The sequence below is a fragment of the Streptomyces sp. NPDC058295 genome (genome assembly GCF_042880655.1).
Classification (GTDB): domain Bacteria; phylum Actinomycetota; class Actinomycetes; order Streptomycetales; family Streptomycetaceae; genus Streptomyces; species Streptomyces coriariae.
This window is the reverse complement of sequence record NZ_JBHVYO010000050.1, coordinates 36389-57415: the sequence shown is the minus strand read 5'-3', so window position 1 is coordinate 57415 and position 21027 is coordinate 36389. Positions and strand designations below refer to the sequence as shown.

22 protein-coding genes are annotated in these 21027 nt (G+C 70.4%); 5 read left to right on the top strand and 17 right to left on the bottom strand.

Annotated features, from left to right (window positions below; genetic code table 11):
* Window positions 1-54: 54 nt before the first annotated feature.
* A complete protein-coding gene (locus ACFVYS_RS36280) occupies window positions 55-876 on the top strand; it encodes a YceI family protein (protein WP_389509108.1) in 822 nt (273 codons plus the stop codon).
* A 49-nt stretch (window positions 877-925) separates the two neighbouring features.
* Window positions 926-1396 (top strand): PPOX class F420-dependent oxidoreductase, encoded by a 471-nt coding sequence (locus ACFVYS_RS36275; protein WP_389509106.1) that lies wholly within the window; start codon window positions 926-928, stop codon window positions 1394-1396.
* A gap of 172 nt (window positions 1397-1568) precedes the next feature.
* On the opposite strand, the gene ACFVYS_RS36270 is transcribed toward ACFVYS_RS36275, so the two are convergent.
* From ACFVYS_RS36270 to ACFVYS_RS36230, 9 genes are all read right to left on the bottom strand, one after another.
* Window positions 1569-2333, bottom strand: a complete 765-nt coding sequence (locus ACFVYS_RS36270; protein WP_389509104.1) for a TetR/AcrR family transcriptional regulator — start codon at window positions 2331-2333, stop codon at window positions 1569-1571.
* 204 nt (window positions 2334-2537) lie between these two features.
* Window positions 2538-4028, bottom strand: coding sequence for an MFS transporter (locus tag ACFVYS_RS36265; protein ID WP_389509102.1), 1491 nt, complete (start codon window positions 4026-4028; stop codon window positions 2538-2540).
* A 173-nt stretch (window positions 4029-4201) separates the two neighbouring features.
* Window positions 4202-6445, bottom strand: coding sequence for a glycosyltransferase family 39 protein (locus tag ACFVYS_RS36260; protein WP_389509100.1), 2244 nt, complete (start codon window positions 6443-6445; stop codon window positions 4202-4204).
* A complete protein-coding gene (locus ACFVYS_RS36255; RefSeq protein WP_389509098.1) occupies window positions 6442-8031 on the bottom strand; it encodes a glycosyltransferase in 1590 nt (529 codons plus the stop codon). Before ACFVYS_RS36255 ends, ACFVYS_RS36260 begins: the two co-directional genes overlap by 4 nt.
* A 14-nt stretch (window positions 8032-8045) precedes the next feature.
* Window positions 8046-9671 (bottom strand): ATP-binding protein, encoded by a 1626-nt coding sequence (locus ACFVYS_RS36250; RefSeq protein ID WP_389509097.1) that lies wholly within the window; start codon window positions 9669-9671, stop codon window positions 8046-8048.
* Complete coding sequence (locus tag ACFVYS_RS36245; RefSeq protein WP_020131327.1) at window positions 9668-10408, bottom strand: response regulator transcription factor; 741 nt, start codon at window positions 10406-10408, stop codon at window positions 9668-9670. Before ACFVYS_RS36245 ends, ACFVYS_RS36250 begins: the two co-directional genes overlap by 4 nt.
* A 156-nt stretch (window positions 10409-10564) precedes the next feature.
* The gene (locus ACFVYS_RS36240; RefSeq protein ID WP_389509095.1) at window positions 10565-10735 is read right to left on the bottom strand and encodes a hypothetical protein; all 171 of its coding nucleotides are present in this window, start codon (window positions 10733-10735) and stop codon (window positions 10565-10567) included.
* An 87-nt stretch (window positions 10736-10822) separates the two neighbouring features.
* Window positions 10823-11698 carry a DUF2797 domain-containing protein gene (locus tag ACFVYS_RS36235; protein WP_389509094.1) on the bottom strand — a complete coding sequence of 292 codons (876 nt, stop codon included), beginning with the start codon at window positions 11696-11698 and terminating at the stop codon, window positions 10823-10825.
* Window positions 11619-12044, bottom strand: coding sequence for an HGxxPAAW family protein (locus ACFVYS_RS36230; RefSeq protein WP_389509092.1), 426 nt, complete (start codon window positions 12042-12044; stop codon window positions 11619-11621). Before ACFVYS_RS36230 ends, ACFVYS_RS36235 begins: the two co-directional genes overlap by 80 nt.
* A gap of 186 nt (window positions 12045-12230) precedes the next feature.
* On the opposite strand from ACFVYS_RS36230, the gene ACFVYS_RS36225 reads away from it, so the two are divergent.
* The gene (locus tag ACFVYS_RS36225) at window positions 12231-12728 is read left to right on the top strand and encodes a MarR family winged helix-turn-helix transcriptional regulator (RefSeq protein WP_389509090.1); all 498 of its coding nucleotides are present in this window, start codon (window positions 12231-12233) and stop codon (window positions 12726-12728) included.
* Window positions 12729-12770: 42 nt separating this feature from the next.
* Window positions 12771-13079, top strand: coding sequence for a hypothetical protein (locus ACFVYS_RS36220; protein WP_389509088.1), 309 nt, complete (start codon window positions 12771-12773; stop codon window positions 13077-13079).
* On the opposite strand, the gene ACFVYS_RS36215 is transcribed toward ACFVYS_RS36220, so the two are convergent.
* From ACFVYS_RS36215 to ACFVYS_RS36180, 8 genes are all read right to left on the bottom strand, one after another.
* A complete protein-coding gene (locus tag ACFVYS_RS36215; RefSeq protein ID WP_389509087.1) occupies window positions 13073-13444 on the bottom strand; it encodes a VOC family protein in 372 nt (123 codons plus the stop codon). The two genes, ACFVYS_RS36220 and ACFVYS_RS36215, sit on opposite strands and share 7 nt — an antisense overlap.
* A 280-nt stretch (window positions 13445-13724) precedes the next feature.
* Complete coding sequence (locus tag ACFVYS_RS36210) at window positions 13725-14921, bottom strand: HTTM domain-containing protein (protein WP_389509085.1); 1197 nt, start codon at window positions 14919-14921, stop codon at window positions 13725-13727.
* Window positions 14911-15600: a DUF5819 family protein gene (locus ACFVYS_RS36205; protein ID WP_389509083.1), complete on the bottom strand. Its 690-nt coding sequence runs from the start codon at window positions 15598-15600 to the stop codon at window positions 14911-14913. Before ACFVYS_RS36205 ends, ACFVYS_RS36210 begins: the two co-directional genes overlap by 11 nt.
* Before the next feature lie 163 nt (window positions 15601-15763).
* Window positions 15764-17131, bottom strand: coding sequence for an ice-binding family protein (locus ACFVYS_RS36200; protein WP_389509081.1), 1368 nt, complete (start codon window positions 17129-17131; stop codon window positions 15764-15766).
* 251 nt (window positions 17132-17382) lie between these two features.
* Window positions 17383-18012, bottom strand: a complete 630-nt coding sequence (locus ACFVYS_RS36195) for a hypothetical protein (RefSeq protein WP_389509079.1) — start codon at window positions 18010-18012, stop codon at window positions 17383-17385.
* A 444-nt stretch (window positions 18013-18456) separates the two neighbouring features.
* The gene (locus ACFVYS_RS36190; RefSeq protein ID WP_389509078.1) at window positions 18457-18966 is read right to left on the bottom strand and encodes a DUF5994 family protein; all 510 of its coding nucleotides are present in this window, start codon (window positions 18964-18966) and stop codon (window positions 18457-18459) included.
* A gap of 11 nt (window positions 18967-18977) precedes the next feature.
* The gene (locus ACFVYS_RS36185; RefSeq protein WP_389509076.1) at window positions 18978-19136 is read right to left on the bottom strand and encodes a hypothetical protein; all 159 of its coding nucleotides are present in this window, start codon (window positions 19134-19136) and stop codon (window positions 18978-18980) included.
* A gap of 5 nt (window positions 19137-19141) precedes the next feature.
* Window positions 19142-19777: a DUF5994 family protein gene (locus tag ACFVYS_RS36180; RefSeq protein WP_389509074.1), complete on the bottom strand. Its 636-nt coding sequence runs from the start codon at window positions 19775-19777 to the stop codon at window positions 19142-19144.
* 798 nt (window positions 19778-20575) lie between these two features.
* On the opposite strand from ACFVYS_RS36180, the gene ACFVYS_RS36175 reads away from it, so the two are divergent.
* The gene (locus tag ACFVYS_RS36175; RefSeq protein WP_389509110.1) at window positions 20576-20839 is read left to right on the top strand and encodes a hypothetical protein; all 264 of its coding nucleotides are present in this window, start codon (window positions 20576-20578) and stop codon (window positions 20837-20839) included.
* Window positions 20840-21027 lie beyond the last annotated feature (188 nt).

Sequence of the window (21027 nt, the reverse complement as noted above, 5' to 3'; positions counted from 1 at the left end):
GTGCGGGGGTTTCTGCCCCGCACCGGGCCGGTTCCAGTTCGAGGAGTACATGAGATGGGACTGACCGCGAAGATCCGTACGCGGGACGGGTGGGCCGTGTCGCACGCGGTCGTCACGGTGACGGACATGGCGGGCGGCCAGGTGCTGCGCGCCGAGGCCGACGGGGAAGGAGCCGTACGGGACGCGACCGCGCTCACCCCGGGGGCGTACACCGTCATCGTCACGGCGGTCGGGTACGCGCCCGCGGCCTCCAGCGCGATCGTGACGGCCAGTGGCCGCGCGGAGGTGGGGACCGTGACCCTGGCCCGGCAGGGCGGCACGGAACTGCCCCCGCCCGGGCCCTGGACCGCCGACCCGGCGCACTCCACCGTCGGCGCGGTCGCCCAGCACCTGGGCATCTCGAGCGTGCGCGGGCGGTTCACGGAGTTCTCGGCGGCGATCGAGGTCGCCCCGGACGACATCGCCAAGTCCCGCGTGGACGCGGTGATCCGGGCGGCGTCCATCGACACCGGCAACGCCATGCGCGACACCCACCTGCGCTCGGCGGACTTCCTGGGCGTCGAGACGTACCCGGAGATCACCTACCGCTCCGCCGGCCTGACCCCGGCGGGCCCGGACCGCTGGACCGTGCACGGCGAGCTGTCCCTGCACGGTGTCGCCCGTCCCGTCGACCTCGACCTCGCCTATCTGGGCACCGGCTCCGACCCTTGGGGCGGCACCCGGGCGGCCTTCCGGGCCACGACGGAGCTGCACCGCGAGGACTTCGCGATGAACTACAACCAGGTCGTCCAGGCGGGCATCGCGGCCATCGGCACGACCCTGAAGGTGGAGCTGGACGTCCAGGCGGTACAGGGCGACACACTGCCCCAGGCGTAGGCACGGCAGGGTCAGCCGGAACGGGCGGCGCTGCGCCTAGGCTGACGCCATGGCACCGAACATCGCGACGAACACCAAGGTTTCCCTGGACGAGTTGCTCGACTTCGTACGGCCCCGGCACCGCGCGATCCTGCTGACCCGGCGTGCCGACGGCAGCCCCCAGGCCTCGCCGCTGACCTGCGGGGTCGACGACTCGGGGCGGATCGTCGTCTCCACCTACCCCGAGCGGGCCAAGACGCGCAACGCGAAGCGGGACGAGCGGGTCGGCGTGCTCGTGCTCAGCGACGACTGGAACGGGCCGTGGGTCCAGGTCGACGGCAACGCCGAGGTGATCGACACGCCCGACTCCGTCGAGCCGCTCGTGGAGTACTACCGCAACATCGCCGGCGAGCACCCGGACTGGGACGAGTACCGCCAGGCCATGCTGAAGCAGGGCAAGTCGATCATCCGGATCACCCCGGAGCGATGGGGCCCGATCGCAACCGGCGGCTTCCCGGCCCGACTGGTCACCGACCAGTAGGCGGGGCGGCCGGCCCCAAACCGTGGCCCGCCCGACCAGTAGGTGGGGGCCGCCGGCCAGGAGGCCACCTGAGCCGCCGAACGGCAGGGCCGGAGGCCCAAGCCGCCCGGCCGGGGGAGCCCAAGCCGCCCGGCCAGGAGACCCGGAGCCGTCGGGTCGCGGAGCCTGGGGATCAGCCGCGTTTCACCATTGCCTCGATGCCCGCGATCAGCAGGTCCAGGGCGAAGGTGAAGTCGCGGCTCATCATTTCCTCGACCGTGTCGCCGCCACGGGCCGCCATGAGGGCCTTCGACTCCTCGATGATCTCGGCGGTCTGCGGGGCGCCCGCCGTCGCGGTCATGGCCTGGCGGAAGTACTCGTCCGGGGTCAGACCGGTGTCCGCGACCCGCGCGAAGAAGTGGCCCTCGATCGTGCCGTAGCCGTACACGAACTGGAAGACGGCCGAGATCGCGCCGGTGATGCCGTACGCGGGCAGGCCGGTGCGGAGCACGACCCGCTGGACCGTGCGGGAGAAGACGACCGAGTTCGGGCCGATGTTGAGGTAGCGGCCGGCCAGCGGGGACAGCCACGGATGGCGGACCAGCAGCCCGCGGTACTCCGTGGCCAGCGCCCGCAGCTGCTCACGCCAGTCCGCGTCCTCGTCCGTGGGGTCGGGCAGCGCCGTCAGCTCGCCGAAGACGCTGTCCAGGGCGAGTTCGAGCAGGTCGTCCTTGGTGTCGACGTACCAGTACACGGACATCGCCGTCACGTTCAGCTCGGCCGCGAGCCGCCGCATGGAGAACTTGGCGAGCCCCTCCGCGTCCAGGAGCCGCACGGTGGCCTCCGTGATCCGGTCCCGGTCCAGTCCGGAGGGCTGCCCCCCACCACGGCCACGCCGACGCGCCCTGCCCTCCAGCCACACACTGTGATGCGCGGCGCCCTCGGCGGTCTCGGCCATGGCAAGGCACCTTCCTTCCGGTAACTGGGGAAGATGCTAGGCCGAGGCCTGTCGTCGTGGCGCGGGGGACCGCCCTGACATGCGGCTCCGTCGCGCCGTCGAGCCGACCGGGCCCGGTGTGCCGGAGCTCCCGTCCTCACGCCGGGCCCGGCATGGCGGAGCCCCCGCCCCCGCGCCGGGCCCGGTGTGCCGGAGCTCCCGTCCTCACGCGACGGCCGGCACCGGTGGCTCCTCCCCGCGCTCCGCCCGGGTCAGCAGGGCCGCGGCCACCACCCCGCCCAGCAGCACGGCGGCCGCCCCGATCAGGAGGCTGACCTCCAACCCGGAGGAGAACGAGTCGATCACCCGCGCCTTCTCCGCCACCGAGTTCGCCGCCGCCAGCGCCACCGGCAGGGACACGGCCGCGAACCGCGCGTTCAGCACGGCGCCGAGCACGGCGACCCCCAGCCCGCTGCCGAACTCCGCCAGCGTCCCGTTGACGCCCGCGCCCACCCCCGCCTTCGCCGGCGGGATCGAGCTCATGATCGCGTACGCCATCGCCGGGCTGGCGACCGACGTCCCGGCGCCGATGAGCAGCAGCCCGATCAGCATCCCGGCGTAGCCGCCGGAGGCGAGCGTGGCGACGGCCGTCAGGCCCCCCGCCACCAGCGCCATCCCCACCAGCACCGACACCGGCCCACCGAGCCTGGCCATCACCTTCGCCGACAGTCCGGTGAAGTTGAGGGCCACCACGGTCAGTGCCAGCGGCGCGGTCCGCAAGCCCGCCTCCAACGGGCCGTAGCCGAGGACGAACTGAAGCTGCTGGGTGAGCAGGAACAGCGCGCCGCCCATCCCGAACGTGACCAGCACCGCGCCGGCGACCGCGCCCGTGAACCGTCGGTCGCGGAAGAACGCCAGGTCGAGCATGGGATACGGGATCCTCGTCTCCCAGTAGGCGAACAGGGTGAGGACGACGACCGCCAGCCCCGCGCTCACCAGGACCCGCGACGACGTCCAGCCGTGCGAGGGGCCGGAGATGATCGAGAAGACCAGCGAGGTCATACCGACGGTCGACAGGAACGCGCCGAGCAGATCGGGACGGTCGCCCCGCGGGTTCTTCGTCTCGGGGACCAGGGCGACGACGGCCACCAGGCCCAGCGCCGCCACCGGCAGGTTGATCAGGAAGATCGCGCCCCACCAGAAGTGGTCGAGCACGAAGCCGCCGATGAGCGGGCCGGTCGCGAAGCCCAGCGAGTTCACTGCGGCCCAGATGCCGATCGCCTTCGGCTGCTCCTCGGACACGAAGACCTGCATCACCACGGCGAGGGTGGTGGTGAACAGCAGCGCCCCGCCCACACCCATACCGGCCCGGGCCGCGATCAGCTGGCCGGTGGTCTCCGAGAGACCGGCCGCCAGCGAACCGATGCCGAACAGCGCCAGGCCCGCGACCAGCATCTTCTTACGGCCGTAGCGGTCGGCGGCGCTACCGGCGGTGAGCAGCAGGCCGGACTGCACCAGCGAGTACGCGTTGATCATCCACTGGATGTCGGCGGTGGCCGCGTCCAGCTCCCGGGTGAGCGAGGGGATCGCGACATTCAGGACGGTGTTGTCGAGCAGCACGGTGAGCTGCGCGAGGCAGATGACACCGAGTATCAGCCAGCGCTGGGGATGTCCGGGGGCGCTTCCCAGGAGGGACGGGGACGGGGACGTAGTCATGTTCTACACCGTAGAGCTGTCCCCATACGCTGTACAACAAAGTTGTTCGGGACATGAGAAACGGAGCGGATACGGGGTGGGGATAAGGGGTGGGGAGGGGATACGGGGAGCGAACACGAGGAAGGGCGGCGACCGTGGTCACCGCCCCTCTCACCTGCGAAACCCGCGAGGCGTCAGCTGCTCGCCTTCTGGGTCAGGTCGTAGAAGGTGGCCGAACCGACCGTCACCTTCTTGAAGTTGGCCTCGACCCAGGAGGTGATCTGCGAGGAGGTGCCGTCGCTGCTGCCACTCATGCCGCCGCCGGAGCCACTGCTGATGAAGTAGTGGATCTTGCCGTCGGTCACGTACTGCTTGAACTGCGCCAGCGTCGGGGACGGGTCGGTGCCGTTGAAGCCGCCGATCGCCATCACCGCGTCACCCGTGGCGAGCTGGTAGCTCGCGGCGTTCTGTGCGCCGATCGCGGCCGCCGCCCAGGTGTACTTGCCGGAGTCGGCCTCCAGCAGCTTCTTGGCCTCGTCGGTGACCGAGGCGCCGTTGAGCAGACCGCCGACACCGCCACCGCCGCCCATGCCGCCACCGTCGCCGGTCTGGCCGCCGGGACCGCCCTGCTGGTTCTGGCCCTGGCCCTGCGTGTTGCCGTTGCCGTTCTGGGTGCCGCCGTTGCCGTTCTGCTGGTTCTGGCCGGGCATGCCCCCGCCGGGGAAGCCGCCGGTGCCGCCACCCTGCTGGTTCTGGCCCTGGCCCTGGTTCTGCGTGTTGCCGTTGCCGTTCTGGTTCTGGCCACCGCCGAAGCCGCCCCGGCCACCGCCACCGCCGCCACCCGGGCCGCCGCCGCCCATCATGCTCGCGCCGGACGGACCGGCGGTCACGATGGAACCGGTGTGGCCCTCCTGGAGCGTGCTGATGGTGTACGCCGTCGGTCCGGCCAGCGCGGCCACCAGGCCCACGGAGGCCGCCGCGAGGGCGAGCTGACGGTTGATCCGGCCCGCGAAGGTCAGGCCGAGCGCGGCGGCCAGACCGCCGATCAGCACCAGCCACTTCAGCCAGGGCAGGTAGTCGGAGGTGCGGTTGAGCAGGACGTACGACCAGGACGCCGCCGCGACGACCGAGGCCGCGAGGGTGATCGAGGCCCACAGCTCGGACCGCTTCTCCCACAGCAGACCCGCGCCCATGCCGATCACGGCCGCCATGTAGGGAGCGAGGGCCACCGTGTAGTACTGGTGGAAGATGCCCGCCATGTAGCTGAAGACGACCGTGGTGATCAGCAGCGAGCCGCCCCACACCAGGAACAGACCGCGGGTCGTCGACGTCCGCTGCAGCTTCCGCGTGGCCACCAGACCGCCGGCCAGCAGGATCAGCGCGGCCGGCAGCAGCCAGGAGATCTGGCCGCCGATCTCGGAGTTGAACATCCGGTCCCAGCCGGTCTCACCCCACTGGCCGGTGCCTCCGCCTCCGCCGCCGCCGACGCTGCCGGTCTCCTCGCCGTTCAGGCGGCCGAGACCGTTGTAGCCGAAGGTCAGCTCCAGGAAGGAGTCGTTCTGCGAGCCGCCGATGTACGGGCGGGAGGAGGCCGGCCACAGCTCGACGATCGCCACCCACCAGCCGCCGGACACGATCAGCGCGCCGGTGGCGACGGCCAGCTGGCCGAACCGCTTCTTCAGGCTCACCGGGGCGCACACCGCGTACACGATCGCCAGCGGCGGCAGGATCAGGAAGGCCTGGAGGGTCTTGGCGAGGAACGCGAAACCGATCGCGACCCCGGCCCACACCAGCCACTTCGTCCGGCCGTCCTCCAAGGCTCGGGCCGTCATGTAGCAGGCCACGGCCATCAGCAGGGCCAGCATCGCGTCCGGGTTGTTGAACCGGAACATCAGCGCGGCGACCGGCGTCAGCGCCAGCACGGCGCCCGCGATCAGGCCGGCCGCGGCACTGAACCGGCGGCGCACCGAGGCGTACACGACGGCGACCGAGCCGACGCCCATCAGCACCTCGGGGACGAGGATCGCCCACGAGTTCAGACCGAAGAGCCTGACCGACAGCGCCATCGGCCACAGCGAGGCCGGAGGCTTGTCGACGGTGATGGCGTTGCCCGCGTCCAGCGAGCCGAAGAACAGGGCCTTCCAGCTCTGGCTGCCGGCCTGGACGGCCGCGGAGTAGAAGGAGTTGGCGTAGCCGGAGGCGCTCAGGTTGTACAGGTAGAGCAGGAGGGTGGCGGCCAGCAGGCCGAGGAAGGCCGGGCGGGCCCAGCGGGGGTCCTCGGGGCGGCCGCGCCACAGTCTGCGATGCCAGGGCTGCTTCGGCTCACCCGACTCGGGGGCCGGGACGGCCGTCTCCCGGGCGTCGGGATCCGTGCCGACCGGCGCCGCGGTGGGCGGCGGATCCCAGGTCGTCGTCGTCCGGTCGATGTCGGTGCTCATCGGGCGTCCCCCGGGTCGGTGTCATGGGGGCGGCGCACCGGCAGCATCTGCATGGTCGCGTCCCTCCAGGTGCCGTCCGCGGCTTCGCCGGCGCGGAACTGAGTGGTGGTGTTCTGGTCGTGCGGGTGCACGATGTGCCGCTGCGGCAGCGGCTGCGTCTGGGGATGCGGCACGGACGGGCCGCCGGTCTGCGGAGCACCGGTCTGCTGGGTGCCGGCCTGCTGGACGCCGGTCGGGTACGTCGGTGCGGAGGCGTGCGGGAAGGAGGCGCCGGGGGCGGAGGTGCGGGGGGCCGGGGCGAAGGCGCCCGGGGCGGCCGTCACGCCGTTCGTCGGCTCGTCGCCCTCGCGCCGGTCGGAGAACACCCAGACACGGAAGAGCAGGAAGCGCAGCACGGTCGCCGCGAGGTTGGCGGCGATCAGCACCGCCAGTTCGGTGGAGTGCGCGGGGCTGGACGTCGCCGTGTTCAGGGCGACGAGCGAGCCGCTGGTCAGCGCGAGGCCGATGCCGAAGACGACCAGGCCCTGGGCCTGGTGCTTGACGGCCCCGCCGGGACCGCGCACCCCGAAGGTGAGCCGGCGGTTGGCGGCGGTGTTGGCGACGGCCGACACCAGCAGCGCCAGCGCGTTGGCGACCTGGGATCCGCCGAACTGGCGGAACACGGTGTAGAGCAGGAGGTAGAAGAGGGTGGAGAGGCCACCCACGACGCAGAAGCCGACAAGCTGGCGGGCCAGGCCCTTGGGTACGTCCATGATGTCGCGGTCGCGAGGGTCGTCGCCGAACGGCCTGGTCAGCCGGTCCAGGGAAAGCGAACCGGTGGCCAGCGCCCGGCCCACGCGCCATACCCCCTTCAGGTCGTCCGTCGCCGTCTTCACGATGTGCACCGTGGAGTTCGGGTCGTCGACCCAGTCGACCGGCACCTCGTGGATACGGAGGCCGGCACGTTCGGCGAGTACCAGCATCTCAGTGTCGAAGAACCAGCCGGTGTCTTCCACCAGGGGGAGCAGAATCTGTGCGACATCACGCCGGATCGCCTTGAACCCGCACTGCGCGTCCGAGAAACGGGCCTGGAGCGAGCCGCGCAGGATGAGGTTGTAGGCGCGGCTGATGAACTCCCGCTTCGGCCCGCGCACCACGCGGGAGCTACGGGCCAGCCGGGAGCCGATCGCCAGGTCCGAGTGGCCGGAGATCAGCGGTGCCACCAGCGGCAGCAGCGCGTTGAGGTCGGTGGACAGGTCCACGTCCATGTACGCGAGGATCGGAGCGTCCGAGGCCGACCAGACGGTCCGCAGCGCACGGCCGCGGCCCTTCTGCTCGAGCCGGAAGTTCCTGACCTCCGGGATGTGCGCTTCCAGCCGCTGCGCCACCAGAGGGGTGGTGTCCGTCGACGCGTTGTCCGCGATCGTGATGCGGAAGGAGTACGGGAACGTTCGCGTCAGATGGTCGTGCAGTCTCCGGACGCACGGCTGGAGGTCCTTCTCCTCGTTGTAGACGGGGATCACTACGTCCAGGACAGGCGTACCGGCGGTGTCGGCCGGGAGGTGCTCCCGCGCCGGCAGGGTGCCGGGAGAAGAGTCGGTTCGCATGACATCGACTTTCGTCAGGCGCCCTGTTGCACCCATGTGGTGGCACTGTGCTCGACCTGTGAGTCGAGTTGCCAGTTCGTTTCGGGGGACGGCTGGGGAACGGCGGGGGCAAGGGCCGGCAAATGCACGGTAAATACGGTCTGCCCGGGCACGCTGTCCACCGTCACGGCGCCGCCGTGCGCGGTTGCCACGGCCTGCACGATGGCGAGGCCGAGGCCGGTCGAGCCGGTGGTGCGGGAGCGCGCCGAGTCGCCTCGGGCGAACCGTTCGAACACGTGCGGGAGCAGATCGGCCGGGATGCCCTGACCGTTGTCCTGGACGTCCACGCACAGCCACGGCCCGCGGCGCTGCACGCGTGCGGTGACGGTCGTACCGGGCGCGGTGTGCGTCCGGGCGTTGGCAAGCAGGTTGACGAGGACCTGTTGCAGGCGTGCCGCGTCGGCGGACACGAGCGCTGGCTCGTCGGGAAGTTCGAGGCGCCAGACGTGATCGCGTCCCGCGGCGCGGGCGTCGCTGATGGTGTCGATGACCAGCGGAACCAGGTCGGTCTGCTCGAACTGCAGGGGGCGCCCCGCGTCGAGCCGGGCGAGCAGGAGCAGATCCTCGACGAGGAAGGTCATCCGGCCGGCCTCCGACTCGATACGCCCGAGGGCGTGCCGGGTGTCGGGCCCGACCTCTTCCCGCCCGCGCCGGGTCAGCTCGGCGTATCCCCTGATGGAGGCGAGCGGCGTACGGAGCTCGTGACTGGCGTCCGCGACGAACTGCCGGACCCGCATCTCGCTCTCCTGGCGGGCGTGCAGGGCGCCGTGGACATGGTTCAGCATCCGGTTGAGCGCGGCCCCGACCTGCCCGACCTCGGTATGCGGATCGGTCTCGGACTCGGGCACCCGCTCGCTGAGGTTGACCTCACCGGTGTGCAGGGGGAGTTCGGAGACCCGGGTGGCGGTGGAGGCGACCCTGCGGAGGGGGCGGGTGGCCACTCCGACCATGACGTAACCAGCGATGCCGGCGGCCACGAGACCGGCGGCGGTGACGCTCAGTTCGACGAGGATCAGGGTGGTGATGGTGCTGTCGGTGTCCTGGGTCGGGATGGCGACGTAGTAGGAGCCCTTGTCTCCGGAGACGTACTGGACGAGGTAGTCGCCCAGCCCGGGGATCTCGATGCTGTGCGACGAGCGGTCCTGGGCAACGGTGCCGAGGGCGGCCTCCTGGGCCTCACTCAGGTCCTTGTCCACCATGGGGTTGATGTCGGTGCTGGTGGAGTCCTTCTTGCCGACCTTGGAATCGGTGATGCTCCCGTTCACGACCTTCGCGATCACCGTGCCCTGTGGCTGGGGGCCGCGCGTCACGAACTCCTTCAGGTCGACGGTGCCGGAGGTCCCGGTGGTGTTCTGCCCGGGCTGGCTCTCCTTGATCCCGCCCGGCGGCCCGCCCATCCCGGCCGCACGGCTCGACACGTCCTGCAGCTTGTCCCCGAGCTGGTCGTACAGATGAGACCGCAGCGCCAGGGTCGTCACCGTGCCGATCACCGCACAGACGACGGCGATCAGCGCCACGGACGCGACGACGAGCCGCGTCCGCAGGGTGCGCGGCTGTCCCGCTCGTCTCTTCTGCGCACGCGGCCGTCGTCGCCCGCTCATGACACGGCGGGCTTGATCAGGTACCCGGCCCCACGCCGGGTGTGGATCATCGGTTCGCGTCCCGCGTCGATCTTCCGCCGCAGGTAGGAGATGTACAGCTCGACGACGTTGGCCTGACCGCCGAAGTCGTACGACCAGACACGGTCGAGTATCTGGGCCTTGCTGAGCACGCGCCGCGGGTTGCGCATCAGGAAGCGCAGCAGCTCGAACTCGGTGGCGGTCAGGTGGATGTTGTCCCCGGCCCGCGACACCTCGTGACTGTCCTCGTCGAGGGTGAGGTCCCCGACGACGAGCACCGAGTCGGAGCGCCGGTCGGCGGCACCGGAGCGCCGGATGAGCCCACGCAGCCGCGCCACGACCTCTTCGAGGCTGAACGGCTTGGTGACGTAGTCGTCGCCACCCGCGGTGAGACCGGCGATCCGGTCCTCGACCGCGTCCTTGGCCGTCAGGAACAGCACCGGAACCTCGGGCAGCTCACGACGCAGCCGTCCCAGGACGGTCAGCCCGTCCATGTCGGGCAGCATCATGTCGAGGACGACGGCGTCGGGGCGGAACTCCCGCGCGGTCTGGATGGCACCCGTGCCGTCTCCCGCGCTCCGGATCTGCCATCCCTCATAGCGCAGAGCCATGGACAGCAGTTCGGTGATCGACAGCTCGTCGTCCACCACAAGCACTCGGACGGGGCTCCCGTCCGGCCTCAGCAGTTCGGTGCGCCCCTGGGGCGAGGTCGTGGTCATGGTGAACACCTTGGCCGGGTCCCCTGAGAGCACTCTTTCACTAATCTGTGATTTCCCTGAGAAACGCACAGGCAGCTCTCAGGCAACACCTGGGAACCGTTTGCTCCGCATCGGCCGCGGAGGGCGGTATGCCCGGTACGGCATGCTGTGCCGCCCTCAGGAGGCGCGCTCCGTGAGAATCGCCTGGGTCGTCCGCTCGTACGCGTGGCTGTGTTCCACCTTGGCGATGTGCAGGCAGTACCGCTCGTACCAGCGCGCCCGTCCGTACTCCTTGGCCGCCCGGTGCTCGGCGTGCGCCCGCCACCGCTCGATCCCGTCGAGATCCAACTCTTTACCCAGGCCGACTCCTCGCCCGAGCCGACTCCTCGCCGGAGCCAACTCCCTACCCGAGCCCGCCGCAGGACCGCGCGGCCCTCAGAACAGCCCGTCCTGACGATGGTCCGCCTCGACCTCGAAGTGCCGTACGGGAAAGTCGGGTTCGCCTCCCGTCACCGGCACCAGCTGCCACCCCCGCATCAACCGCGTGTCGAGCACGACCACCCCGGCCGGGGTCGCGAGGTGCAGGTCGGGTCCGGCGGCCGCCACGAGCGCCCCGCTCACCGCTCCCCCGGGGACGAGCTCGCCCACCTCCCCGAGCGCGGCCGGGGCTCCGGCCAGCCCGAAGGCCCGCAGGTGATCGACCGGCAGGAAGGGCGCGCGCTCCAACGACTCGGGCCAGCCGCCCAGTTCCACGGCTCGCGCGTACACCTCGCCTATCTCCTCGGCCCGTTCCCCCTCCGCTTCCGGCAGCGCGGCCCGCACCGCACGCTTCACCGCGTACGGAATCCGGTCCGGCACCCGCAGAGCGGCCCGCAGCAGCTCCTCGGTGCGCCGGGCGGCCATCAGCGGCCCGCAGCCGAGCCAGCTGAAGCAGACGGCGCCCTGCTCCAGCAACCGCACCGAGCCCCGCTCGACCGCCGTGATCCCGACCTTGACCAGACCGGGCCCGAACCACGCGAGGTACACGCGGTACGGCCGCGGGTCGTCGGCGACCCGGTCCGCGGCGACGGAGTGCGCCCGGTCCAGCCGCGCACACTCCTCGCACCGCCCGCCCGCGCTCCTCCCCGGCACCACCACCCGCCGGGGACACGCATGCCCCCGAGCCCCCGCACACTCCCGCACACCCCCCTCCACCACCGCGAAGGAGACCCGCTTCCCCCAGGACAACGGGCTACGCCGCCCCCCGTCCCACGTCAGCTCCGGCCCCTCCGCCGACCACCGCAGCCCCGCGCACTTCCATGCCTGTGCCATCACCCACCACGGTAGGCCCAGGCACTGACATCACGGCGCGGGCCTGGGGCGCGCGCCCCGCGAGCCGGCATCCGACACACCCCGGATGCCCGTCCCTGGCCCACGGATCCCGGACCCGCATCCCCCACTCCGCCCGCGGCCGCACCCCGGGAGGCTTGCCCCACCCGGCGAGATGCAGCCCCCAGGTGACCAACGCGCCCAGCCCCACGACCACGAGCCCGCCGGCCAGGAGGACCCCTGACACGGCACACACGCCCACCCCCACCACGGCGGTCCCGACGGTCACGATGCCGACCCCGGTCCAGCCGGCGACCGTATGTCCCTCGTCGTACAGATGACCCGACACGTTTCCCTCACCTTCTAAGAAGTTGCAGTACTAAACCTCTTAGAGGGTAAGAGAAACCGAAAGCAGATAACAAGGACCCAGCAGAAACCAACGCCCCGCACGCAGACCCGCAGCCCCGCAGACCGCAGCCCCGCAGACTCCTCGGCCAGGAGTCAGCCAGGAATCAGGAACAAGAGAGCCCCCGAGATGCCAGCCGAGCCGACACCGCCGCACCACGGCCGCCCCGCCGCCACCCCCGCGCAAGCGCTCGCGGCGATGGACGACCTCATCGCGGTCAGCATGGTCGGCCAGCAGGAGATGGCCCAGCGCCTGGGCCTGAACGTCACCGACCTGACCTGCTTCGCCTACGTCATCCAGGCCGGCGAGGACCTCCTCACCGCCGGCGACCTCGCGACCCGCGTCCACGTCACGACAGGCGCCGTGACCGGCATCCTCAACCGCCTGGAACGCGCCGGCTATGTCACCCGCCGCCCCGACCCGGAGGACCGTCGCCGGGTCCGCGTCGCCGCCGTCCCCTCCGCGGTCGCCCGCGTCCACGCCCTCTACGCGCCGTACTACGCCCGCCTCGACGCGCTCTTCGCGGACTACTCCCCCGAGGAGACCGCCGTCCTGACGGACTGGTTCACCCGCGCCACCACCCTGGCCAACACCTACCGAGAGGAACTCCGCCTCCACGACAGCTGATTGAGCTTGCCGTCCTTCGTCATCCCACAGCAGGATCGAACGATGTCCCGATCAGCAGGCCCGCACACGGCCGACCCGTGCCCTCGGTGCCTCGTCGAGGCCGTCCGCCCCGGCTACCCGACGACCACCGCGGGACGCGGTGTGGTCCGCTACGGCTGCGATCACTGCACGCATACGTGGACCCGCACGGTCGAGGACGACCTGGAGGTTCACGGCACCGTCAGGGTGGACCTTCCCGACGCCACGCTCTACGGCACCGCCTGGCAGGTGGAACCCGACCGCGTCCAGGTACGCGGCACGGGCGGCGCGTGGCTGCTGTGGGTCGAGCGCTGGAGAGTCATCGTCTACTGAACGAGGTTCTTCTTCGGACGGACCACGCAGAACTCGTTCCCCTCCGGATCGGCCAGCACTACCCACGACTCGTCGCCGCTCTGGCCGACATCCGCCCTGCGAGCCCCGAGCGCGAGGATCCGCTCGATCTCCGCCTCCCGGTCCTCCGCCGCGGACGTCAGATCAAGATGCAGCCGGTTCTTGACGACCTTGCGATCCGACACCGGCATGAAGCAGATCCCCACCGGGGCCGTCTCGTCCACCCCGATCACCACCTCCCGCTCCCGCTCGGACAGAACCCGCCACCCCAACGCCGCGGCCCAGAACCGAGCCAGGCCGGGCAGATCATGAGCGTCGATGACGATGTGATGCAACGAGACAGGCATGCCGGACCATCTCCCCTCGAACCTCACGAACGGATACGGCTTCGGCGCCCTCGCCGCTACGCCGACCCTGATCAACACCGTGCAGGTCTTCCTCGGCCGTCAGCTTGTCAGGCCCTCGGCGAGCAGGCCTTCCACTCGACAGTTTGGGGCCGAATCGGCTGCCGGCAGTGACGTCCAAGGCTACGGAGCTCTCTGGAGCCTTGCCTTCAGAGCCGCGGTTTCCCGCCGGAATTCGGCGGCTACTGGCGGTGGCGGCGCGTGCCCTGTCTCGGTGGCGGGGTCACTCAGCCGTTACCGAGGGGGCCCCGGGGGCCGCCGGCTCGGTGGCAGGGATCGTGTCGTTCCGCCCTGTCGGGAGCACGACTCGATGCGTCGAGCCGGGCGCACGGCCCGGCCCGCCTTGCGCGGGTACGGCTCCGGGGCGTGCCGCTGGTCCGGGCGCCGGGCGACCGCTGCCCGTCCGCCGCAGCGCGCGTCGGCAGAGGTGAAGCAGGGAGGCGTAGAAGCGGTCGGGAAGGAACACTGCGTCCGCGACGACCATCGCGCCGGAGAAGAGAGGCAGCCCCATGAGCACGGCGATGCCGATGTGCATGCCCAGCAGCATCGCCAGGACGGGGTACTTGAGCCTGCCGAAGAGCACGAACGGGAAGGCCACCTGCAAAAGCACGGTCAGGTAGCCGGCGACGGCGACCACGAGCGTGTGCTCGTCGACGAAGGCCGAGACGGCAGGCCAGGGCCGGAACAGTTCGAGGTTCAGGACGTAGTGAAGCGCGGTGCCGCCGCCCCAGAAGGCTCCCTGGACCTTGTACAGGCCGGCTGATCCGTAGAGGAAGCAGACCTGCGCCGCGATGACGAACATTCCGCAGTTGTGCACCGCCGTGATCAAAGTGGTTCTGGCATCGCGGAGTTGCCGGGCGAAGGCACTCCCGACCGGTTCCGGGGCGCTGCCCGCGCGGGCCGCCCTCAGCCTGTTTCTGCGTGCGTCCAGGGACCAGCGGCGGCCGCATGCGGTGAGGACGAGGTAGATGGACATCAGCAGGACCAGGTTGTCGCCCCCGTCCGTCATGAAGATCGCCCGGCCGTGGAACGAGGTCACCACGACGGCGAAGAGGACCGACAGGACACGGGTTCGCCAGCCCAGCATGAACAGTGCGGCCGTGACCAGCGCCAGCACGTAGCAGAGCTCGAAGTAGGCACGACTGTCCGACAGGACCAGAACGCTGAACCAGCCTGTCTGCTCGAAGAGCTGGTGTGCCAGGGCGGGCGTCCACGCGGAACCCGGACCCCAGATCTCGTCACGGTGCGGGAACTCACGCAGCAGAAAGATCAGGTAGAGCAGTCCGTAGCCGATGCGCAGCACCGACGCCGCGTACAGGGACACCGGACGGCCGGCCAGCAGGTCCCACACGACGGTGCTCCGGTCGACGAGCCATCGGTCGAGGCCGGCGAACACGGACCTCTGCGCCTCATTTTCCATGGCGGGTCACCTTCCACCAGGGCAGGAGCCGGTTCTCGGCCGGCGTCGGCGGGCGATTGCCGGCGGCGGGGCCGGCCACGGGGATGGGCAGTGTGACGACGCGGAGCTGGATGAAGTCGAAGGGGCCGTTCTTGCGGGCGGCTGCGCGGTCCGCGGCGATGTTGCCGAGGTACTTCTGCATCATCAGGGCGCGTTCGGTGCGCGCCTTGTCGTCGCCGCCGTGCGAGTCGACGTAGCCGGCCCAGGCGCGGCGCAACATGTTCTGTGCCGTGTGGCTCGGGAACGGATCATGCACGACTGCGGAGCGGTCCACGGCGGTCAGGTCGAACCAGGGACTCACCTGAACAGATCCGTCGGAGCCGGTGTGCGCGGTTCTCGCCAGAATCTGCCGGTTGACGGCTTCGGGGTCCGGAGCGAAAAGCCGCCAATTCTGTTCGAAGAACGGGTACACCCATGAATTGATCAGCGGACTGTATCGCTTGGAGACGGTGTTGGCCGGTGCCACGTGGAGGAATACCAGAATCACGTGGACGACACTCGCCACCAGGCACAGGACCACGGTGGCACACAGTCCGGATTTCAGCGCCCGGGCACCTCTCGGAATCTTGGGCGGCGCAGCCTTCGCGTCCGCACATTCCTGCACGACCGGACCTGATTCGGAGTGCAGGACTTCCTTCACATCCGCTGAGTCAATTCCGCTCGACACCGCGTACCCTGTCTTTCTCGTTTCAGCTGCTCGCACCTGCTTTCCGCGTCGGCTGCCCCCGACGGCGCGCGGCGGACTCGATGAGAATCCCGCCGCGCGCCGTCATCCGGTGACCGGACCGACCGTAGTGCGCTGCCTAGCCCTCGTGACCCTGGGAGTGGTCGTCGCCCTCGTGGCTCTTGGGCACGTCGTCGTAGCCGAAGTTCTCGTCCGACTGCTTGCCGTGATCGTCCTGGCCGTGGTCGTACTTACCGTGGTCGTCCTGGCCGTGGTCGTACTTGCCGTGGTCGTCCTGGCCGTGGTCGTCCTGGCCGTGGTCGTACTTGCCGTGGTCGGGCTTACCGGGGTGGATGTACTGCCCGAGGTCGAGCTTGCCGCCGTGATCAGGCTTTCCGTTGCCGCCGTTGCCGCCGTTGCCGCCGTGGCCGCCGTGGCCCGGTCCGCCCGGTCCGCCCGGCGCATGGTCGTTCCCGCCGGGGCCGTTTCCGCCGGTGGTGTTTCCGGCGCTGTTGCCTGCGGTGTTCCCGCCGGTGGTGTTCCCCGCGGTGTTGCCCGCATTGTTCCCGGCGGTGTTGCCCGCGGTGTTTCCGGACGAGTTACCGGCGGTGTTGCCCGAGGTGCCGCCGGTCCCGACGATGGGCCCGCCCAGGACGCCACCGGTGACGAGGCCGCCGCTGACGAGACCGCCGCCGAGGAGCCCGCCGCTGGTGGTCGTGCCGGGGGCGCTGGGGCCGCCGGAGGTCGTTCCACCCGTGGTGGAGGCCGCGCACCCACCGAGGAAGATCCTGTTGTTGTTGAGGGTCACAGAACCTACCTCGGCCAGCAACCGGCCCTCGACGTTCGTTCCCTGGTTCACGGTGATCGAGTTCTCGGTCAGGAGCGTGCCCACGAAGCTGGTGGTGACGCCGAGCGACGCGTCTTCGCCAATCTGCCAGAACACGTTGCACGCCGAAGCGCCGTTGGTGAGGAGAATCCGGCTGGAGGTCGCCGTCGTCAGGGACTCAGGAATCTGGAACACCCAGACCGCGTCGGAGCTGCCCTGACCGTCCAGGACCAGGTCGCCGGTGATGCCGACACCGGCTGTGGCCTTGTAGACGCCGGGAAGCAGCGGCGGACCTCCGCCGATTCCCGCCGGAAGCGCGAAGTCCACGGCCTGGCCGGCGGCGTTGTTGTACGCCACGAGCAGGTCGGCCTTGGCCTGGAGGGCCGCGGCGTCCGCGGGGTGGATGGCGCCTCCCACCTGGCCGGGCGGGAATCCGGTGATGGCCGGATTCGGGTGTGTCCCGAGGTCGTGGGCGAGCACCGAGTTGCCGGTGTTGGTGACTCCCTGACCCGCCAGAACGGAGTAAGTGGCGGTGGTGCCCAGAGGTACGGGCAATGCGATGGCCGACGCGGCCGTCGGCGTCAGGAAGACCATCGCAGCGGAAACCGTCGCCGCGAGAGCGGAGGCCAGCAAGCCGGACAGAGTGCGGCGGTCAGCTGCTTGAGGGATCTTCAGCTTCATCAAAGCCATTTTCTGTGGGGGCCGTGGCGTACCGGGCCCTACCGATCACCCGGAAGCCTTTTCACTGCTGCCGCATATTACGCAGAAATATCCTTGCCCCCGCTGCAACGAAACAGGGGTATTTCTCCCTCAGGCAAACAGCGGACAGTGCTCCGTAAATACTCTTATTCGCATTTCCGACTATGCGTCATCTCTCTGAATACGCGGAGCCGTCGGCAACACCCGCCGGGCGCCGCACTGAGCGGCGTTCGTCAGCCGGGCCGCTGGGTGCGGTCGTCGTGGGCGAGCCCGTCCGGGTGGGCGGTCCCACTCGGCCCGATTCCGAGTGGAAGGACCAGGGCTCGTAGCACCACGGGGTCCGACGGCCGGAGAGCCTGCTGGTCCGACGGCCGACGAACCAGTCCGATGTCCTGCCAGCCCCACGACAGGAAGGCGTTGCAGACCGCCGAGTCGGCTTGTTCCACCAACGTCGCCCCGAGCGAGGCGTGATGCTCGGCGAGCAGGCGGTACTGAAGGCGGCGGGCCAGGCGCTGGTCGTCCGTGTGGGGGTGGATCACTGTCTCGGTGATCGCGAAGACGTGCCCGGACGCCGTGAGCTGTTCGACGCTCCGCGGGAGGGGCCCATCGAACCCCCGCCACCACGTACCGTCGCGCCGTACCGGGAATCCGTAGACACACCCGGCGAAAGCGGTGCTCTCCGCGATCAGCAGGGCGAAGCCGGGCCGCCGGACGGCGCCGGTCAGCCGCCGCAGAAACGCCTCCCGGCTCCGGTACCCCTCGCCGGGCTGCGCCCGGAAGGACTCCACGTACAGATCGGCCAGGTCCTCCTTGAGGGTCTCGGCCTGCCAGCGGTTCAGCCGGCGCAGGCGTAACGCGTCCATGGCGGACGGTGTGCTGCTGTCACCGAGCGGCGGCTGCTGCCGGCCGAGCGGGGGCGTCACCGCGCACCGCCCGTGGTAACGGGAATCCGACCCGATCGCGCCCCGGCGACCGGGAACGAGGCGACAGCGAACGACGGGAGTCTGCTGCGGAGGTCATCGCTCAGGCACTCGGCCGGCGCTTCGCGCGCCGGCGGTGCCGTGGCCAGGTCGATCTCTCCCGCGAGGATGGTCAGAGCGCGGGTGCCGCGTTCGTACCGGTGGGCGTTCAGTTGTGGAAGGGCCATGGCTCCTCTGTCCGGACGCGTGTGGGTGTCGGGTGTGCGTGCGCGGTGACGGACGGGATGAACTTCCGGACCGGCGAACCGAGTTCATGCCCTCGGTTTCTGAACTCGGTTCCTGAACGCGACCTCCGGCACCGGAGCCCGCGATGTGCGATCCGCCGGGCTACCAGCCGGGAGCGCCGGGCAGTACGGGCGTCCGGTCGGCGGGGGTGACGCCGGTGACGGCGAGAATCCGTTCGGCCGAGGCGTCGTTGTCGTCCCGTACGGCCATGGCCATCGCGGCGCGAGCGAGCGAAGGGGTCGTCTGCGGAGGGATCACCAGGAACATGAAGTGGTCCTGGTCGCCCCGAGTGATGATCATGGTGTCGTCGCCGACGACCGACCAGTCGATGCGGACGGTACGACCGTCGACGACCAGATGGCCCGGCCTCTCGTCCCAGGCGCCCGCGTCGAGTCCGACACGGGCGAGCGGACCCAGCCGGGCTGTCAACGCGGCGAGCAGTCCGGACAGTTGACTCTCGAGGTCACGTGACCGTGGCCACCACGCGCCGTCGAACGTCCCCGTGCGCCGGGGCGTCGTCTCCATCCGCAGGACCGCGGTGCCGGGGAGTATCGGCTTCCTGCTGGTGTCCGCCAGGAGCCTGACGGGGAGCAGGGGGATCGTGGGGATCATGGGGACTCACCTCACTCCCTTCCGGGGGCCGCGTCTCCGCCATGTCGCCCAGGGGCGGCCTTGGTGGAAGGCGGCGGTGCGATCGCGTGTTGCCGGTTGGCCAGGTGGACGAGGAGCACACCCAGAACGATCATCGCCATGACGACGACCAGGGTCGCGAAGGTCTCCATGGTCCTCACATCCCCATCAGCAGAGGACCGGGCCGCGACACATGCAACGGCTCGACTCCGCCCTCGGCCATGACTGCCGGGATCCGTGGACGCGCAGCCGGAACGCGTGCCCCGTGCCCTCCCTCGGAGTCCCAGACCGCTTCCACGGCCCGGTCGGTCTCGGACGCCGTCCGCAGGCGCGCCGCCTCCTCCATCAACCGGCTCGCGGTCGATGTGCCCCGTGGGTCGCTCGCGGCGGCCATCAGCCAGGCGGCCGAGGCGGGGTCCGTCCGCGGCGGGACCACCAGCAGGTTCCATCGGCCCGTGCGGTAGGAGAGCAACAGCAGTTCGTGCGGGTCCTGCTCGGCCAGGAACCAGCCCACCTTCACCACGTGCCCGCCGACGGGCACCTTGTGCGGGACGACCGGCCAGTGGGTGGGATTCACCGTGACCCGGGTGATCCGCCCCCACAGCGGATCCAATACCGCTGCCAGGACCGGGAGTTCGGCCGCCAGGTCGCGAGAGCGGGGCCACCATGCGCCGTCCAGGAGAGCCGGTGCCGTGCCCACAGGAGCCAGCGACAGGCGGAGAGAGGAAGGAGCGGCGGAGGACGACGAGAGCCGGTCTTCGAGTATCGGCGAGAGGGAGATGGTCGCAGTCATGACGCGAACCCTGCCCCGGGCCGACCGCGGTCGCCCCGGCCTATGTGATCGCCGAAAACGACACGAGCATGGAAGCCGGTGCGCGAAATATCCTCGGTACTTCGAGCGTACTCCCCGGCCGCGCCGAACGGACCGTGCCGTCGGCGGATGAACCGCTCCCCTTGCGCTCCGCACGAGCCCGATCCAAGGCACTGTCCGGAGCGGACGAGTGATCACCAAGCCGGAGGCACGGCACACGGTGCCCGGTATCGAGGCGCCGTCCCCGCACGCCGGCCCGGACGGCGCCTTGTCCGGGAGAACGGCTGGTCACACGCACCCACAGGGGCCTTCGGGCGGAGTAGGGTCGAAATACCGGGAGCACTTCGCACACCAGATCAGATGCTGGTGGCGTTCTCGGCGAGCGACAGGACCGGAACGTCGAAGACGAGCCCGGGGACAGGTTCGCGCCATGACCGCGACCAGCAGAGGTACAGCCCTCACCGAACAGGACCGCCCTGGTGCGCTCCGTCCGAGGGAGGTGAGGACGTGGAGACCGTCGTCACCGCGGTACTGATCATCGCCGTGATCGCCATGGGAGTCGTCCTGATCCATCAGCTCAACGCGCAGCACGACGCGAGGATCGCGGCCTACCGCTACGGCGATGCGCTGCCGGGCATCGGCCGCCTGCGGGCGAAGAACCGACCAGCGGCGAAGCCTTCCGCGTCGCCCGCTGTGGACGACGCCGATCCGGGCGGTGCCACGGGTGACTCGGCTCGTGCCCCGGTGGAAGCAGTGGGCGGGCCGGAACGGCTGCACCCCGTGGAGTCACCGGAACCGCCCGGCGGCGGGAACGTCGACGTGCGTCTCGTCGCCTCGTCCCCCGCGGCTGCCCGCCAGGTCGCGGAGGTTCTCCGTCGCTGCTTCGCCTCGTCCGAGCAGCGCAGCTATCCCGCCGGCACGGTGGTCGGCGGAACCCGCCTCCACCTCACCGTGGACACCGCGCGCGCGGCAGAGCCTGCGCGCTCCTGGCTGGTCTCCAGTCGGTCCTCCGGAAATGGCCGTACGCAGGCTGACGAAACCTGACCCGCGAGAACCACAAGACGCCATATGACCGAAATGTGCACCAGGGCTACCATGAGAGCGGGTCGGCACACTCTCACGTGCGACCGGCCCGGAAGGGCGACCCCGGTGTGTATACGCCGGGGTCGTTGAAGCACGAGGGACACGGCCGCCGGGAGCAGGGCGTGACCCGTTCCGCCGGCTTCCGGAGT